Here is a 16,659-nt window from a genome sequence, read left to right as displayed (position 1 = left end):
AATGTCAGCCATGGGAGGACTACGCAAATACATGCCTATTACTCACTGGACATTCCTGATTGCCTGTCTCGCCATTGCCGGTATTCCTCCGTTCTCCGGTTTCTTCTCAAAAGATGAGATTTTGGCTGCCTGCTTCCAATATAGCCCTGCAATGGGTTGGGTGATGACAGTAATCGCCGCAATGACCGCCTTCTATATGTTCCGCCTCTACTACGGCATCTTCTGGGGCAAAGAAAATAAAGAGCTTCATGCTCATCACACCCCGCATGAGAGTCCGTTGGCTATGACTTTTCCGTTGATGTTTCTGGCGGTTGTTACTTGTGGTGCAGGGTTCATTCCTTTCGGACATTTTATCAGTTCGAATGGGGAGTCTTACTCTATTCACCTCGATCTGTCGGTAGCTGTCACAAGCGTTGTAATTGCGATTATTTCTATCGGGATTGCCACATGGATGTATAAGAATGCCAAACAGCCTGTTGCCAATGCACTTGCCAAACGGTTCAATGGATTGTGGACAGCTGCTTATCATCGTTTTTATATTGATGATATATACCAGTTTATTACGCATAAGATCATCTTCCGTTGCATTTCGACTCCTATCGCATGGTTCGACCGTCATGTAGTGGATGGATTCTTTAATTTCCTGGCATGGGCTACGAATACGACAAGCGACGAGATACGTGGTCTTCAAAGCGGTCAGGTACAGCAATACGCATACGTGTTCCTTTGCGGAGCGCTGGCGCTTATCCTGCTGTTAGTTCTATAGCAAGTATTAACTATCAGGTATTAGATATTAAGCTGCGCAACAAGTCGCTGCGAATTAATACTTAATACTTAAAACTTAATAATTCAATTATGAATTTTTTATCAATCTTCGTACTCATCCCCTTACTGATGCTTGCCGGACTTTGGGCAGCACGGGGAATCAAAGCGATTCGGTGGGTTATGGTTACCGGCGCATCGGCACTTCTGATTGCCTCCGTCGTACTTACCTTTATGTATTTGGGAGAACGCAGTGCCGGCAACACGGCAGAAATGCTATTCCGTGCGGATACACTCTGGTATGCACCGCTTCACATCTCCTACTCGGTAGGCGTTGACGGTATTTCGGTAGCCATGTTGTTATTGTCTGCCGTTATTGTATTCACAGGTACTTTCGCCTCCTGGCGTCTGCAACCTCTGACAAAAGAATATTTCCTCTGGTTCACGTTGTTGTCTATGGGAGTCTTCGGATTCTTTATATCCATCGACTTATTCACCATGTTCATGTTCTACGAAATCGCGCTGATTCCTATGTACCTGCTGATCGGTGTATGGGGTTCGGGACGTAAAGAATATGCAGCCATGAAGCTGACCCTTATGCTGATGGGCGGTTCCGCTTTCCTGCTGATCGGTATTCTCGGAATCTATTTCGGTTCGGGAGCTACCACCATGAACCTGCTGGAAATAGCACAGCTACATAATATTCCTTTTGCACAGCAATGTATCTGGTTCCCGCTTACCTTCCTCGGGTTCGGTGTGCTGGGTGCTCTTTTCCCGTTCCACACATGGAGTCCCGATGGTCACGCTTCCGCCCCGACAGCTGTATCCATGCTTCACGCCGGAGTACTGATGAAACTGGGAGGTTACGGATGTTTCCGTATCGCCATGTATCTGATGCCGGAAGCCGCTAACGAACTTTCATGGATATTCCTGATACTGACTGGTATCTCCGTTGTTTACGGAGCATTCTCCGCTTGCGTACAGACAGACTTGAAATACATCAACGCTTACTCTTCCGTCTCTCACTGCGGACTGGTACTTTTCGCCATTCTGATGCTGAATCAGACTGCTGCGACAGGAGCCATTCTTCAGATGCTTTCCCACGGATTGATGACAGCCTTGTTCTTTGCCCTGATCGGTATGATTTATGGACGTACACACACACGTGATGTCCGCGAGCTTACCGGATTAATGAAAGTAATGCCGTTCCTCAGCGTATGTTATGTGATTGCCGGTCTTGCCAATCTCGGTTTGCCGGGATTAAGCGGGTTCATTGCCGAAATGACTATCTTCGTAGGTTCTTTCCAGAACAACGACGTATTCCACCGTACACTGACCATCATCGCTTGTTCATCCATCGTGATCACGGCAGTTTATATCCTGCGTCTGGTAGGCAAGATTCTGTACGGTACCTGCACCAACAAACATCATCTTGCGCTGACAGACGCAACCTGGGATGAACGGGTAGCTGTTATCTGCCTCATCGTTTGTGTAGCCGGACTGGGTATGGCTCCTTTCTGGGTAAGCCACATGATTGGTGAAAGTGTACTCCCTGTAGTCTCACAACTCATCCCATAACCTTTATTTTTTAATCTTTAATTCTTAATTTATAAAGATGGATTATTCACAATTTCTACATATGCGGGAAGAGCTGTCGCTCGTAGCAGTTTTACTATTGCTGTTCCTTGCCGATCTCTTCATGAGTCCGGACGCACACAAGCAAAAAGGGACGAGACCCGTTTTGAACACCATGCTGCCAGTTATCCTGATGGCCATCCATACAGCGATCAATCTGGTTCCAAGCACAGCTGCCGACATTTTTGGCGGTATGTATCACTATGTACCCATGCACACGGTTGTCAAATCAATCCTGAACATAGGCACGCTGATTGTTTTCCTGATGGCACACGAATGGATGAAACGCGACGATACTTCATTCAAGCAAGGTGAGTTCTATGTACTTACACTCTCCACCCTGTTCGGTATGTATCTCATGATTTCTGCCGGACACTTCCTGATGTTCTTCATCGGACTGGAGACAGCTTCCATCCCGATGGCAGCCTTGATCGCTTTCGACAAATACCGCCATAACTCCGCTGAAGCCGGTGCCAAGTATATCCTTACCGCACTTTTCTCCAGCGCACTGTTACTGTTTGGACTGTCAATGATTTACGGTTCCGCAGGAACACTGTATTTCGATGATCTTCCTGCTCATATCGATGGAAATCCGTTGCAAATCATGGCTTTTGTATTCTTCTTTACCGGTATGGCGTTCAAGCTCTCTCTGGTTCCGTTCCATTTATGGACGGCAGATGTTTACGAAGGTGCACCGAGTACGGTTACCGCCTATCTGAGTGTTATCTCCAAAGGTTCGGCAGCATTTGTGCTGATGGCAATTCTGATCAAAGTATTCGCACCGATGATACATGACTGGCAAGAAGTACTTTACTGGGTGACTATCGCTTCTATCACCATCGCCAATATATTCGCTATCCGCCAGCAGAATCTGAAACGTCTGATGGCGTTCTCCAGTATTTCGCAGGCAGGATATATCATGCTGGGTGTAATCGGAGGAACGGCACAGGGAATGACCGCCATGGTATATTACATACTTGTATATGCCGCTGCCAATCTCGGAGTATTTGCCGTCATCACTATCGTAGCATTACGCAGTCAGAAGTTTACCCTCGAAGATTATGCAGGACTCTACAAGACGAACCCGAAAATGGCTTTTCTGATGACTATTTCGCTGTTCTCACTGGCAGGTATTCCTCCGTTTGCCGGATTCTTCTCGAAGTTCTTTATTTTCATGGCAGCTTTCGAAGCGGGCTTCCACTTGCTGGTATTCATTGCACTGGTTAATACCGTGATTTCATTGTACTACTATCTGCTGATTGTAAAAGCAATGTATATCACGCCTTCCGATAACCCGATTCCGACTTTCCGCAGCGACCGCTGTACAAAGTGGGGACTGGCGCTCTGCACACTGGGCATCATCGGACTGGGTATTGCAAGTATCGTATATCAGTCTATCGATAAACTATCATTCGGAATATAAGAAACCGACTCTTTGGGGCTGACTAAAAAGTCAGCTCCATCATTCTTGTCTATTCTTCCGACATCACCACAAAACAGGGAAGGCTAAACCAAAAACGCGAACCCTTTCCCGGTTCGGATTCCACCCCTATCTTTCCGCCCATTTGTTCCACAATACTTTGGCAGATGGAGAGTCCCAGGCCCGTGCCGTGTACAAAGGAGTTCAACTTCACAAAACGTTCAAAAATATGTGCCTGACTCTCTGCGTCAATACCAACTCCCGTATCTTGTACATAGAACTCCAGTTCTTCTCCTTTCTGCTTATATCCCACACGGATACTTCCCTCCGAGGTAAACTTAATCGCATTGTTCACAAAATTGGAGATTACCTGGTGCAGTCGGTTACGGTCACTAATAATGCGGCATTCCGCAAGATGCGGATCGAACATCAGTTCGACATTCTCCTTCACCTTCATTTGCATGGAGCGGACAATATCTTCACAGAGCATATTCACGTCTACATCTCCGTTGGTAAACTCAAATGTACCCGCTTCAATCTTAGACAGGTCGAGTATATCCGAAATCAGTTGTAAAAGCAGGTCATTGTTCTCCTTCACAATCTGAATATACTCCCGCCGTTCCTCTATATTTTCCGTATCGACGAGCAAGTCGGAAAAGCCGACGATGGCATTCAGAGGAGTACGTATTTCGTGGCTCATGTTAGCAAGGAAAGCACTTTTGAGACGGTCCATCATTTCAGCTTTGTCACGTGCCAGGATCAATTCTTTCTCCGTCTCCTTCAGTTCGGTAATATCATAGTTGATACCGATGATTTCCACTTCGTTTTCCTCCGGATTGTATGTCGTAACGACTACATTCATACGTATCCAGTTCCATTCATTCTTCTTGCCGGGACGGCAGATTCGCATTTCTCCCTGAAAGTGCTTCCGGTTTCCTTTTCTGACCTCCCGATAGAAATCAAAAATACGTTCACGGTCTTCGGGATGCATATTACGATAGACTCCCACCACGTCCGCCAATGGAGTATCCTCTTCTTCACCTAAATTTTTATACCATTGTTTAATGGCATATCCCTTCCGGTTCAGCAGATTCAACTTGGCATATCCCACCTTTGCATAATCCGATATGAGCAGGAAGAAATTCTCAAAATCACGAATACGGTTCATCGCATCAATCTGCTCCGTATTATCAATGCTAATCAGGATATAGCCGTTAAAGTTTCCTTCGTTATCATAGAGCTTGCTGACTTTCGTATATATATCTATCGTATCCCGACGATCGGGGTGATAATAACCTTCTGCCCGTTCAAAAGAGTAATTCAGACGGAAGTCTACCAAATCTTCATCCCGCACACGGTCACGGATATGCTGCGGTACGTTCGGATTCTCAAAGAAGTTGACTCCTATCACGTCCTGTTTATTTTCTACGCCGAATATTTCCAGGTCCTTATTATTCAGGTCAATCAGGAATCCATCCTTATCATAGATTTCCACTCCTGCCGGGATATTGGCAAAGATACTCTTAAAGAGCTTCTCACTACGGTCCAGTGCCCTATTGGTCTTCACGGCCTCCGTGGAATCTGTAAACAGACCTACCACTTCATCTTTTTCCGGAGAATAAACTATCCAATGGGTATAAAGCTCTGTCTGCGAGAAAAAGATATCCTTTTCCCTGTATGAATTGTTATCCAGCACTTCTTTCAGAAAGAGGAGTTGTGAAGAAAAATCCGGATATATTTCAGAGGCCAAGACTCCTATATACGTTTCGGCAGGTCGGGCAAAGAAGCGGGAACAGGCCTTGTTGACATCCGTTATCTTATAATCAAGAAGCTGACCGTTTTCATCACGGACGACAGACATCCGTATATAACCTAACGGCATAAAATGGAACAGATTGCTTAAAAAAGACTGTTCGCGGACAACACGATCTTTGGCCTTGCGCAATTCGATGCAAATACTGATGATATTCGCCAATGAAGAGAACCATTGAAAATCCTCATTGCTCCATTCACGATACGATTCGACCAGATCTATACCCATAAATCCCCATACACGGTCACCTGCCATCAAAGGAGCGACCATCAACGAACAAATGCCTTGAGCGTCAAGGAATTTATATTCATCCTCCGCTTCTTCGGGCAACTGTTTCAAGGAAGTCAGTATGATGGGTTTGCCAGATAGAATCTGCTCACACCACCATCGGGTTTCATTAACCGGAATGGACTGCTGCTTGTTTTTCTCTTTGGAAACACCTTCCGAAACGACTTCATACGTGCAACTATGATGCGTATAGTCTTCGTTATACTCAAAGATATACACACGACCGCCTTGATAGAGGCTCAGCACGTCATTCAATATCTCCATAATACAAGAATCTACATCGTCATCATGGAGGAAGCGAAGCAAAGACTGTGATATATAGTTTTGCCGGCGTAACAGGTCGTTTACACGCCGGAGGGTATTTTTCTGTTCCACTTCTTTAGGCGCCTCAACACGCTGGATGACGCCAAAAGATTTGTCACCTCCATTGGTTCCGGTACCTTTCTCACGAAGAGCCAGACGGGTATGCAGCCAAACTTCACCATTTTTTAAACAGATGGGAAAGGTTTGTTCATAAAAATCTTTATGGATATTTGCATTGGCCCGAAATTCCTGTACTATCTGTTCGCGGTAATCCTCACGTATCAAATTCTGGAAATCCATGAAAGAGATGGTATCTCCTTCCAGTCCCAAAAGATCACAAAGAAAATCAGAGCAGACATAATGTCCAGCCAAAAAGTCCGCTTCCCACCATCCTATCTGAGCCAAAGAAGACATTTTACAGTATCGCTCGTAGTTTGTTTGCATAAGTGATTGATCGTATAATAATGAATAGCAAATATACGAAAAAGAAAATCAGCGAAACATATAATATCTGAAATAATTCATAATAGAAGAGAGAGGATAGTAGCAGGGATAGCCAGGGAGGTAAAAGCGTAATAAACGCATCTCATTATTATATGATTTGGCACGGATTACGCGGATTACACGGTTTTAGTAAATCATAACCGTGCAATTCGTGCAATCCGTGCCCGAAAAGTAATACCTACTGTGAAAAAGAACCGTTGGCTACTTCATCAGAATGCTGATAAATTATAGCCTGTCCAGCCGAACAGAGAAGCGTCTGCACCCGTATTGTCTGCCGATTCGACAAATGTATTCAGTTCGCCGTTCTGCTTCACCCCTGTGAAACTCAATGCATTGGTGATATGAATGCTGGATTCGATGTTTCCTGCACCTTTGCTGTCTTTCATATCAACCAGGTCGATAGCTCCACCTGTACCCTTAACCAGTGCATTGGTGATGGTAGCTTTTGCTCCGCGACGAATCTTGATTACATCTTGCATACGGTCTACGTTATCGGCAGTGTTGGCAGCATTATTCACGATAGTCATGCTTTCCACCTTAAAGTCAGACTGACGCAGGTGATCCGGATACAGACCGTCCATGTTACCGTCGGCTTCGATGCCGCGGGGATCGGCTTCCGTACTTGTGTAGTCGCTTTCCCAAACGCCATAGCAGTTCTTCAGCGTACCGCAATAGCCTTGTGTGAAGTCGAACATATCGTCATCCGGATTAACAGCCAGCAGATTGGTCACATTTACTGTTCCACCAAAGAACTCGATTGCATCGTCGGCACTTTCCAGTACGTAGATATTTTCAATCTTTGTTCCGTTGCCGACACCGTTCAAGGTCAGTCCGTTGTGTTCGATGTCTGCTGTGGAACGTGCACCTGCATAGCAGATTTTCACGTAAGTCAATGAACCGGAGTTGTCATCAGCTGCGCTGCCGCCGTATTTATAGTCATTGTTGATTTCCGTCAGTGCCGTATCGCTCTTGTCGGTCTTTGAACCGGAAATAGGTGCTTTACCATTGATGATCACGCCACCCCAATATCCGGATACCGGGCTGGTGGTATTTGCCGTAAAGACGATTGGTTTGTCGGCCGTACCATCGGCATAGAGTTTACCTCCCTGCGCTACCAGCAGGTAACTGCTGAAACCTTCACGCGCCTTGATGGTAGTTCCGGCAGGGATATTCAGGCGACCGCCGTCGGCGATGATAACCGTTCCGTTCAGAATGTATTCTTTGGCATCCAGTGTCTGTTCACCGGTCAGTGTTCCGGACAGGATGTTTTCGCCTACCACGATAGAACTACCTGTTCCTCCGCCATTTCCACCGTTACCGTTTCCATTGTCATCTCCGTCACTATCACTACTACACGCAGTGAATGTCAGTGCAGTTGCCATAGCGGCAAACGTCATAAAGTTTACAAACAATCTTTTCATTTTGCTTTAATAATTAGTTAATAATCTTATTTCATTATCCGGTTTAAAATGTGCACGACACTCCCAGACTGATATTTATTCCTTTTTTATAATCGCTGAGTACTACCTTCTCTCCGCTTTCGTTGGCTTTACGGCTCAACTTATAAGAGGGATTCAGCAGATTGCGGGCTTTCAGCGTAAGTGAGACATACTTGTTGAGTTTGGCTTGCGAAACGAAGTCAAGCGTCATCATTCCCTGCTCCATGATGTCTTGGTAGCCTTGCGTACCGATGGTATAAATCTTATCGCTGACATAGTTGAGTACCAATGTATTAATGAAGCTATGAGTTCCTTTCGTGAAGTTGTGGGACAAGTCGAAATTGGCGATCCAGGGAGCGGCCCCTTCCAGTTGCGATCCGGTGGTAACCGTTGCCAGAGGCATTTTCGCATTTGTATAAATGTACGATCCGTTCAAGCCGAAAGAGAGCTTATTCATTCCGTTTGCCGCACTGCTTAGCGGACGGACAAACAGATTCTTACGTACTTCTACTTCCACTCCGGTCACTGTTGCCTTATCGGCTATATTTTCATACGAAAGGTATCCTCCGGCACTTGCCACTTCAATGCGTGAGATCGGATTCTTGATGAGCTTATAAAAAGCTGTCAGAGAGATCAGTTCAGTGGGGGTAGGATTAAAGTCCCATTTCAAATCGACGTTATAGTTGTCCGAAGGCTTCAGGTTCGCATTCCCCTGACTGTTGAAATTCACACCTACGTAGCGATAAGGAGAAATTTCCTTTGCTTGCGGCAGCGTATATGTTTTGCTCGCTCCGAGACGCAGGGAGTGTTTTTCACTCAGATTGTATTTCAGATTCAGACTCGGGAGAAAGAAATCCTTTTGAATCGTGTTGCTTCCTTCCGATCCGCCTTTATTCACATTGTAGTCTACCTGAATATCCACATTGTCATACTTCATTCCTACATTTACAATCCAACGGGGAGTAAACTGGTAGGTGGCTTCCGCATAAGCGGAATGGATATTCTTGGCGACCGAATACTTATCGATGTTCTTCTGAACGGTAAACCATCCGGAAGAGAGATTCTGCTGATTATAATAATCGTCGAGTGAGAAATTATCCAATGAGGGGATGGAAGAAGCGTGTCCTACTGTGAGGTTGTATTCAGTCGCCTTGAAATTGTCGTCTACAAATCGGCCTGTATAGCCCAAGCGTATATTAGAGATTTCTTCTACGTTATCTTTCAGACGGTAGATGAGTCCTGCCTTTACGTTGATGTCATCTTCGTCCAAAGTGGAGAAATACCGTTGCTGGGAGTTGCCTCTGAGTAAGCTATATCCTTCTTCCGCTTTGGTTATGTTGTTGATTCGGCGGTCGGGTTCATTGCCTTTCACGATATTATAAGAAGCACCGGCATCCAGACTCAATGTTTTGGTCAGTCCCCAGTTAGTCATCAGCTGGTTAACGATTAGTAAGTTGTCATTCGCTTGCTGGCGACGGGTAAATCCCTGATTATCATAATCGTCACTGAAGATGGAGTTTTTACCGGTATAGTCTCCTACGGATTGCACATTGGCATGAATCATCATGAAGTTATAACTCATGTGGTGACGGTTCTGCATATCATAATCCACATTGGCCAGTGCCAGTTGGCTGATATTCTCGGTGTACTTCTTGCCTGTCATATCTTTGTAGATCGTACCGCTCGTCGTTGTGTTGCGGATGGTTTCATCCGTAAATTGATAATCAGTGGTATGTCCGGCAGTGAGAAAGAAAGAGAGCGGATTCCTGTCTTTCCCTATATGAAACCGCTTTCCGCCGGAAATGCTATAACTCCGGTTTATCTGCAAGCTCTGCTTGGAGGGGTCCAGCTTATTCTTGAATCCCCAGTTGTTCTCATCGGCGGGTTCTGTTGTAGTGGCGAAGCCCAGAAGGTTTACTCCGTCCTGCTTCAGAAAGTCTGCTGTCACAGTCTGCGTGTTCAGTCCTCCGGAAAGGCCGATATTCAGGTTTCCGCTGCCAATCAGTTCTTTGGAAACAATGTCGATTGTCGCACCGCCGACATCACTGATACCTCCTGCATTAAATGCCTTATTGACGCCAACAGACTGGATAATATCCGTTCCGAAGAAGTCGAGAGAGATATTCTTATATTCCGGATCTTCCGAAGGAACGGCAAATCCGTTAAAGGTAGTCGCATTATAGCGGTCGCCCAGTCCACGGACGAAAACATTCTTCACTCCATCCTGTTTGGAGACTCCCGCCACTTTGGTTACAGCCCCTTCCGCATCGGAAACGCCTTTGCGTGAAAGCTCTTTGACACTGACAGCCTGCACGGCAATGACCGCCTTCTGCTGTTCGAGCAATAACATATTCTCATTTTCACGATTCTTCTTTGCTACCACCACAACGTCCGAAAGTTCGTGCGCATCTGTCTCCAACTCCAGATTCAGAATCGCCAGTTTTCCGTTTTCTACACGGACCTTACGACGTACTTCCGTTTTATATCCTACATATTTAATCTCTATATCATACAAACCTTCCAAAACACCGGTACTGTTCAATTCAAAATTACCGTCCATATCGGTCACGGCTCCGGCAGGAGTTCCTACCAACCGTATCGTTGCTCCAATCAAAGGCTCTTTGGAAAGTTTATCTTTCACAGCACCTTTAATCTTAATATTGGCAGCCAATGCGGGAAGAACACACAACAAACAAAAGAAGGCTGCAACTGAAAATCTTAAAAGAAATAGTTTTTTCATCGAACTTCGCTCTACGTTTTTATTACGTCGGCAAAGGTAGACCCAAGAGATTACAATATGAATACGAATCAGATACAATAGTTTGAAATAGCCGTTTCAGGTTTGTTACATCGTGTTACAAACTTGTTATCAATGACTTACCACACTGTTTCAATCCGCTTACCAATGAGGTTTAGTCCTCTTCTACGTAAGATTTAATCCGCATATCAAAAGAATTTATCTCCCGTCATGCACAGAATTAATCGTCTGACTATAGTTAAACTTGCGTCTGACAGTTGTTGTTTTTTCGTCTGACAGTTGTCAGACGAAAAAACAACAACTGTCAGACGATTAGTTTTGTACCTAACGGAGAATAGATGTCAGCCCCCCGAAGAATAAATCTTAGGAAACAAGACTCTAAATTCAACACGATTCTAAGCTAATTATTAGTCAGCCCTAATAGAGAAACAGACTAGTAAAGTATGCGAGGAGACAGAGAAATTAGATCAGTTTCTTTTTCTTCCGGTAGTTCTCGCGAAACTCCTTCGGAGAACAATCCTTTTTCTTCTTAAAGATACGATTAAAATTAGACAGGTTATTGAATCCGCACTCATAACAGATTTCTGCGATAGACATCGTAGAATCTACCAGCAACCGCGAAGCGAATCCCAGTCGGATATCAATAATATAATCGGAAAGGTTCTTCCCCGTACGCAACTTAAAGAAACGGCTGAATGACACATCAGTCATCCCGACCATGCTTGCCAACTGTCCCAATCGGATTTCTTCCTGATAATGGAGATTGATATATTCCTGCACCTTCTGTACCCGGCGGCTATCGGAATGAACATCAATCTTAGCAAAAGAAGAACTGGACAGTGTCCGGGCCTCTTCCTCAAAGAGAGAAAGTTCATACAGGATCGTCATAAACTTGATCACCGCATAGAACCCTTGTTTCTCGGAAGCAAGCGTATCCAGCAACGGATATATCTTAAGTATGGCGGACATCGGGAAACAAAGTCCTTTCTGAGCTTTATCCAGCATCCGGCGGATAGAGTCGAACTGGTTCTTATTGATAAAGCTCTTGAAGAACAGGTCGGAAGAGAATTGGATGGTGATCTCCCGTATCTCTTTGGAGCGGCATTCATTCTGTTCCCATACGTGTTCCAAGTCTTTGCCCGTAATCAGAACCAGATCATAATCTCCTATCACTTCGGAGGAATCTCCCACTACACGCCTGACTCCGGCGGCCTTTTCCGTAAAGTTCAGTTCAAATTCAGAATGGTTATGAATCGGATAGGTAAACTCCGTCTTATAACGTTCTGCAATATAGAAACAGTCTTTGTCAGACAAAGGTGTAATTTCACGGATAATCTGATTGGGTATAGGTGTGTTCATAATCAATAATGGTTAACAGTATGTATCGTTCTTAAAATATATAGTATTCTATCTTTTAAATCAGTGTTCTATCTTCACTCCTATCCGTCGCAGGTCTTCACCCGACGGATTCTGAAAGACGCGCAGGCCGAACTCCGGAATGATGGCAAGTACATGGTCGAACACGTCTGCCTGTATGCCTTCGTAAGCAACCCATACTTTGTTGGCAGAAAAGAAATAAAGTTCCAGCGGAATGCCGGTTTCTGTAGGCTGAAGCTGGCGTACCATACAGGTCATATCCTGATTAACAGTGGGCAGGCTTCGCAAATAATTGGTCAGATAGGCACGAAAAACTCCCAGATTGGTCTGCCTCCGCCCGTTCACCAACACGGAATTATCAATATCATGCTCCTTATTATATTCTTCTACCACTTTCTCCGTTTCATCTACGTAATTTGCCAGCAACTGTATCTTGCGATATTTTTCCAGCATTTCGGGAGTACAAAAGCGCACGCTTGTCATATCGATATTAATGGAACGCTTCACCCGGCGTCCGCCGGACTCCTGCATTCCCTGCCAGTTCTGAAAAGAATCGCTGATCAGCAGGTAAGGAGGAATGGTCGTAATCGTATTATCGAAATTACGCACCTTCACGGTATTCAGCGTTACTTCTATCACTGTGCCGTCCGCACCATATTTCGGCATGGTGATCCAGTCGCCCACCTTCAGCATATTGTTGGCAGAAAGCTGAATACCGGATACAAATCCCATGATACTATCTTTGAAAACCAACATCAGAATAGCGGCAGACGCTCCCAATCCGGTCAGCAAGACCATCGGGCTCTGATTGATCAGAATGCTTATAATAATGATGGCTCCTATAAAGAAAAGAATCACTTGCGCCGTCTGCAAAAGTCCTTTCAACGGTTTGTCCCGATACTGCTCCCGCTCACTGTAGACTTGATAGACAGCCGTAAACAAAGCGCTGATGAAACGAAGAAAAACGGCAATGATATATATCAGACAGAGACGCCGCAGAAAATCGAGCAAATCAGAATCCGCATGCTCGGGGAATGCGATAGGAATGGCGATATAAATCAGGATAGGCGCTACCATCCGGCTGACATTCACCATCACTTTATGGTTGAATACAATGTCGTCCCAGGTAGCTTTGGTCTGCTTCACCAACTTGGCTACCACCCGTAAAATGATTTTACGGCAGATTATGTTAGCCAACAAGGCTATTCCGATAATAAACAGCAATACGATCAGATTATCTATTTTGTCCGCCCATACTTCATCCACACCTGCCGAGAGCAACGTACGGTTGACCTCCTGCATCACGACATTGCCAACATTCTCCGTATCTCCATTTGCCAATGCCACACTCACTGTATCAATCACTTCTTTCATAAAATAGTATCTCTTTTAGTTTATTCCCTTATTAGTTAGTTCCCTTTTATTCATTCTCCTTTGGCCAGATATTCTTGAATGTCCTGCCTCAGCCAGTCGTAGTGGAAGAGTCGCTTATAGGCGACGTTCTTCTTCAACATGATTTCGACATTCACCTGGCTGTTCTGATAACAAGTCAATTCATTCCTGAATTGTTCATTATGTTCCGCCAGTCGTTTGATTTCCTGTTCCCGTTCCCGGCGCAGGGCGGTACAGACGGGAATCAGAAGTTTCATCACGACATTATCCATCACGTGATGTCCCTGCATATATAAATAGGTGGTTTCGGGGACGAGTCCCAGTTCCTTTAATTCCGACCGCAATCCGTTCACTTGGTTGACAGAACCGGGGAAGCGTTTTTTCAGTTCAGCAAGTTTCTGATTAACTCGGTGTTGCAGTGCTTCCAGACTGTGTTCCGGATGTTTCAGACTGATCTCCCTCAAGGCAGTATAAGTATGGAAGTCGTACATCGGGAAAGTATACGTATCCCGTTGACGATAAAACCACACGTTCCACAGGAAAAGCGGGTATACGATTTCCGAATACCGTTTCAGATAAGCGTTGAAATCCAGTATAAAACGGTCGTTCAATGTGGCCTGCACACATACTTCGTGAAGACTTTCGGCAAAGCAGTGATAGTTTTCGATAGCGTATGTGTAGGTTTGGAATATGTACTTGTTCCGGTTGATCTTTCGGGAAGTGTTCGTGGCTCCCTGCAACAGGAAATCATAGTCACTGTCGACACAGGCAATCAGACTTCTGCCCAGTTCGGCGGTATTCAGCGTGTTCATGAGTACCATCTTCTTCCCCTTTGCCAATGAGGTGGCCGAAGGGAGCATCACTTGAAAATAATGCTCGTCATCTTCAAACTCTTCGAGTAATGTGCGCCAGAAAGCAACATCATCATAGCTCTCTACGTAAGCAATGATGCGCCGGCGAGCCTTTTTGGAATACAGCTTGTGGGCAGCATTGAAGTAAGAAGAAGTCAGATTATCGCGTAGTGAAGTTGCCATGTAGAAGTTGTCATTAACAATTAATAGTCGGGGTGAGTCTGAATCCGTCCGCTTCGGTGGAAATATCGCTCACCTCTGTCACTGCATCCAGCCAGCCCTCCATGATGACGGCAGGCGAATGGGTGGTCAGAATGATTTGCACATTGGGATTCAGTTCTCGGATCATTGAAATCAGTTTCTGTTGCCATTCGATGTGCAGGGAGGCTTCCGGTTCGTCCATGAAAAGGACACAGTGGCTGTTGTCCTGCACGAGCACTGTCAGCAGAATCACGAGCATTTGCTTTTCACCGGACGAGAGTTTGTATGGAAACAGCAATTCTCCGTCCTGATAGAAGGCTATGTCATTCCGACGGCGGTCTATCTTTTTGCGGGTGTAGCTGAAAAGTTCGTCAATCATATCCTGAAAACGACGTTTGGCAAGGGAGAGGGTGGCGGCTTTGCTGCGCTGTTCCTCGTCATTGCTGGAAAGCATTTCGATCATCTTATTGCCTATATTGACCTGATAATCGAGATAGCGGCGCTGCAACAGATACAGTTGCCAGTCCAGTTCGGACTTCACGTTCTTGTCTGCCATGCGTGCCGTGAAGTCACCCATAATCAAGGGGCGGTCGTAGCTGCGGATCACATCGTATGGGATATAAGTCGCTGCGGGATTATCAAAGAAGAGGTGTACTCCGTTCTTTGCGTCGCTTTTCATTTCACCGGAGAGCTGTATGTCGCCGGAAAGCTGTTCGAGGTATCCCACCGAACGGTTCAGAATAGTGGTCTTTCCCACTCCGTTGATGCCGGAAAGGATATTCACATCCGGACGCAAATCCCATTGTATATTAAAGCGGCCCCAGAGTCCTTTGATCTCGATCCGCCGGATATAGTCTGCCTGTTGTTCCATAATATTCAATTTTAATCAAGGCAAATATAAACAAATCATGCGACAAATTGGTTACCTTTGCAGCAGTTTTCAATAAAGGTAACAATTAAAAGGTATACACAGACTTATGGGCAATAACAAGAATCTGCACGGACATCTGTTTGCACTCACGGCAAACGTTATGTGGGGACTGATGTCTCCTATCGGCAAATCGGCACTTCAAGAGTTTTCAGCTATCTCCGTCACCACGTTTCGTATGGTAGGTGCGGCAGCGGCATTCTGGATACTTTCCATCTTCTGCAAACAGGAGCATGTGGACCACCGCGATATGCTGAAGATTTTCTTTGCTTCCCTTTTTGCTCTGGTTTTCAATCAGGGGATATTTATCTTCGGGCTTTCGATGACTTCGCCTATTGATGCTTCTATCGTAACGACTACTCTGCCGATAGTTACCATGATTGTGGCAGCCATCTATCTGAAAGAGCCGATTACGAATAAGAAAGTACTGGGTATTTTCGTGGGAGCTATGGGAGCGCTTATCCTTATTATGAGCAGTCAGGCAGCGAGTAGTGGTAACGGAAGTCTGATCGGTGACTTGCTTTGTCTGGTTGCGCAAATCAGTTTCTCCATCTATCTGACGGTGTTCAAGGGGCTGTCTCAGCGATATTCGGCAGTAACCATCAATAAATGGATGTTTATCTATGCTTCGATGTGTTATATTCCTTTCTCTTATCAAGATATTTCGGTCATTCAATGGACCAGCATTCCAACGGTTGCCATTTTGCAGGTATTGTATGTCGTACTGGGAGGAAGTTTCCTTGCTTATCTCTGCATCATGACAGCTCAGAAGTTACTCCGCCCTACAGTGGTAAGTATGTATAACTATATGCAGCCGATTGTGGCTACGATTGCAGCAATCCTCATGGGAATCGGGAGCTTCGGCTGGGAAAAAGGAATCGCCATTACACTTGTGTTTCTGGGTGTGTATATTGTGACGCAGAGTAAGTCTAAGGCGGATTTTGAGAAGGCGGGAAAGGAGTTGTAGGAGTTTCCTCATACCGATAAA

Annotated in this window: 11 protein-coding genes; 4 read left to right on the top strand and 7 right to left on the bottom strand. The window is 45.3% G+C overall.

The window, feature by feature from the left end; all coding sequences use genetic code 11:
- The 3 genes from HMPREF9007_RS16675 to HMPREF9007_RS16685 all read left to right on the top strand — a co-directional run.
- Positions 1–766: proton-conducting transporter membrane subunit (locus HMPREF9007_RS16675; RefSeq protein ID WP_008760945.1), on the top strand; the 766-nt coding region annotated here is incomplete at its 5' end.
- 89 nt (positions 767–855) lie between these two features.
- Entirely contained in the window at positions 856–2,340 is a 1,485-nt protein-coding gene (locus tag HMPREF9007_RS16680) for an NADH-quinone oxidoreductase subunit M (RefSeq protein ID WP_008760944.1), read from the top strand.
- A gap of 37 nt (positions 2,341–2,377) precedes the next feature.
- Positions 2,378–3,820: an NADH-quinone oxidoreductase subunit N gene (locus HMPREF9007_RS16685; protein ID WP_008760943.1), complete on the top strand. Its 1,443-nt coding sequence runs from the start codon at positions 2,378–2,380 to the stop codon at positions 3,818–3,820.
- 49 nt (positions 3,821–3,869) lie between these two features.
- Here HMPREF9007_RS16685 and HMPREF9007_RS16690 read toward each other — a convergent pair whose 3' ends face one another.
- The 7 genes from HMPREF9007_RS16690 to HMPREF9007_RS16720 all read right to left on the bottom strand — a co-directional run bounded on the left by HMPREF9007_RS16690 (position 3,870) and on the right by HMPREF9007_RS16720 (position 15,614).
- Positions 3,870–6,665, bottom strand: coding sequence for an ATP-binding protein (locus tag HMPREF9007_RS16690; RefSeq protein ID WP_008760942.1), 2,796 nt, complete (start codon positions 6,663–6,665; stop codon positions 3,870–3,872).
- 269 nt (positions 6,666–6,934) lie between these two features.
- Positions 6,935–8,146, bottom strand: a complete 1,212-nt coding sequence (locus HMPREF9007_RS16695; protein WP_008760941.1) for a hypothetical protein — start codon at positions 8,144–8,146, stop codon at positions 6,935–6,937.
- A 43-nt stretch (positions 8,147–8,189) separates the two neighbouring features.
- Positions 8,190–10,904 (bottom strand): TonB-dependent receptor, encoded by a 2,715-nt coding sequence (locus tag HMPREF9007_RS16700; RefSeq protein WP_008760940.1) that lies wholly within the window; start codon positions 10,902–10,904, stop codon positions 8,190–8,192.
- A 480-nt stretch (positions 10,905–11,384) separates the two neighbouring features.
- Positions 11,385–12,281, bottom strand: a complete 897-nt coding sequence (locus HMPREF9007_RS16705; RefSeq protein WP_008760939.1) for an AraC family transcriptional regulator — start codon at positions 12,279–12,281, stop codon at positions 11,385–11,387.
- A 60-nt stretch (positions 12,282–12,341) separates the two neighbouring features.
- The gene (locus HMPREF9007_RS16710; protein WP_008760938.1) at positions 12,342–13,673 is read right to left on the bottom strand and encodes a mechanosensitive ion channel domain-containing protein; all 1,332 of its coding nucleotides are present in this window, start codon (positions 13,671–13,673) and stop codon (positions 12,342–12,344) included.
- A 50-nt stretch (positions 13,674–13,723) separates the two neighbouring features.
- The gene (locus HMPREF9007_RS16715; RefSeq protein WP_008760937.1) at positions 13,724–14,725 is read right to left on the bottom strand and encodes a DUF4435 domain-containing protein; all 1,002 of its coding nucleotides are present in this window, start codon (positions 14,723–14,725) and stop codon (positions 13,724–13,726) included.
- A gap of 13 nt (positions 14,726–14,738) precedes the next feature.
- Entirely contained in the window at positions 14,739–15,614 is an 876-nt protein-coding gene (locus tag HMPREF9007_RS16720) for an AAA family ATPase (protein WP_008760936.1), read from the bottom strand.
- Between the two features lie 106 nt (positions 15,615–15,720).
- Between HMPREF9007_RS16720 and HMPREF9007_RS16725 the strand changes: the two genes are divergently transcribed.
- The gene (locus tag HMPREF9007_RS16725; RefSeq protein WP_008760935.1) at positions 15,721–16,638 is read left to right on the top strand and encodes a DMT family transporter; all 918 of its coding nucleotides are present in this window, start codon (positions 15,721–15,723) and stop codon (positions 16,636–16,638) included.
- Positions 16,639–16,659: the final 21 nt, after the last annotated feature.

It is taken from the genome of Bacteroides sp. 1_1_14 (assembly GCF_000162515.1).
GTDB classification, from domain to species: domain Bacteria; phylum Bacteroidota; class Bacteroidia; order Bacteroidales; family Bacteroidaceae; genus Bacteroides; species Bacteroides thetaiotaomicron.
This window is presented reverse-complemented; position numbering and strand designations above follow the sequence as displayed.

Excerpts from the sequence above, each read along its gene's own strand:
- HMPREF9007_RS16725 (WP_008760935.1), top strand. The coding sequence starts at position 15,721 with ATGGGCAATAACAAGAATCTGCACGGACATCTGTTTGCACTCACGGCA.
- HMPREF9007_RS16680 (WP_008760944.1), top strand. The coding sequence starts at position 856 with ATGAATTTTTTATCAATCTTCGTACTCATCCCCTTACTGATGCTTGCC.
- HMPREF9007_RS16700 (WP_008760940.1), bottom strand. The coding sequence starts at position 10,904 with ATGAAAAAACTATTTCTTTTAAGATTTTCAGTTGCAGCCTTCTTTTGT.
- HMPREF9007_RS16720 (WP_008760936.1), bottom strand. The coding sequence starts at position 15,614 with ATGGAACAACAGGCAGACTATATCCGGCGGATCGAGATCAAAGGACTC.
- HMPREF9007_RS16710 (WP_008760938.1), bottom strand. The coding sequence starts at position 13,673 with ATGAAAGAAGTGATTGATACAGTGAGTGTGGCATTGGCAAATGGAGAT.
- HMPREF9007_RS16715 (WP_008760937.1), bottom strand. The coding sequence starts at position 14,725 with ATGGCAACTTCACTACGCGATAATCTGACTTCTTCTTACTTCAATGCT.
- HMPREF9007_RS16685 (WP_008760943.1), top strand. The coding sequence starts at position 2,378 with ATGGATTATTCACAATTTCTACATATGCGGGAAGAGCTGTCGCTCGTA.
- HMPREF9007_RS16705 (WP_008760939.1), bottom strand. The coding sequence starts at position 12,281 with ATGAACACACCTATACCCAATCAGATTATCCGTGAAATTACACCTTTG.
- HMPREF9007_RS16695 (WP_008760941.1), bottom strand. The coding sequence starts at position 8,146 with ATGAAAAGATTGTTTGTAAACTTTATGACGTTTGCCGCTATGGCAACT.
- HMPREF9007_RS16690 (WP_008760942.1), bottom strand. The coding sequence starts at position 6,665 with ATGCAAACAAACTACGAGCGATACTGTAAAATGTCTTCTTTGGCTCAG.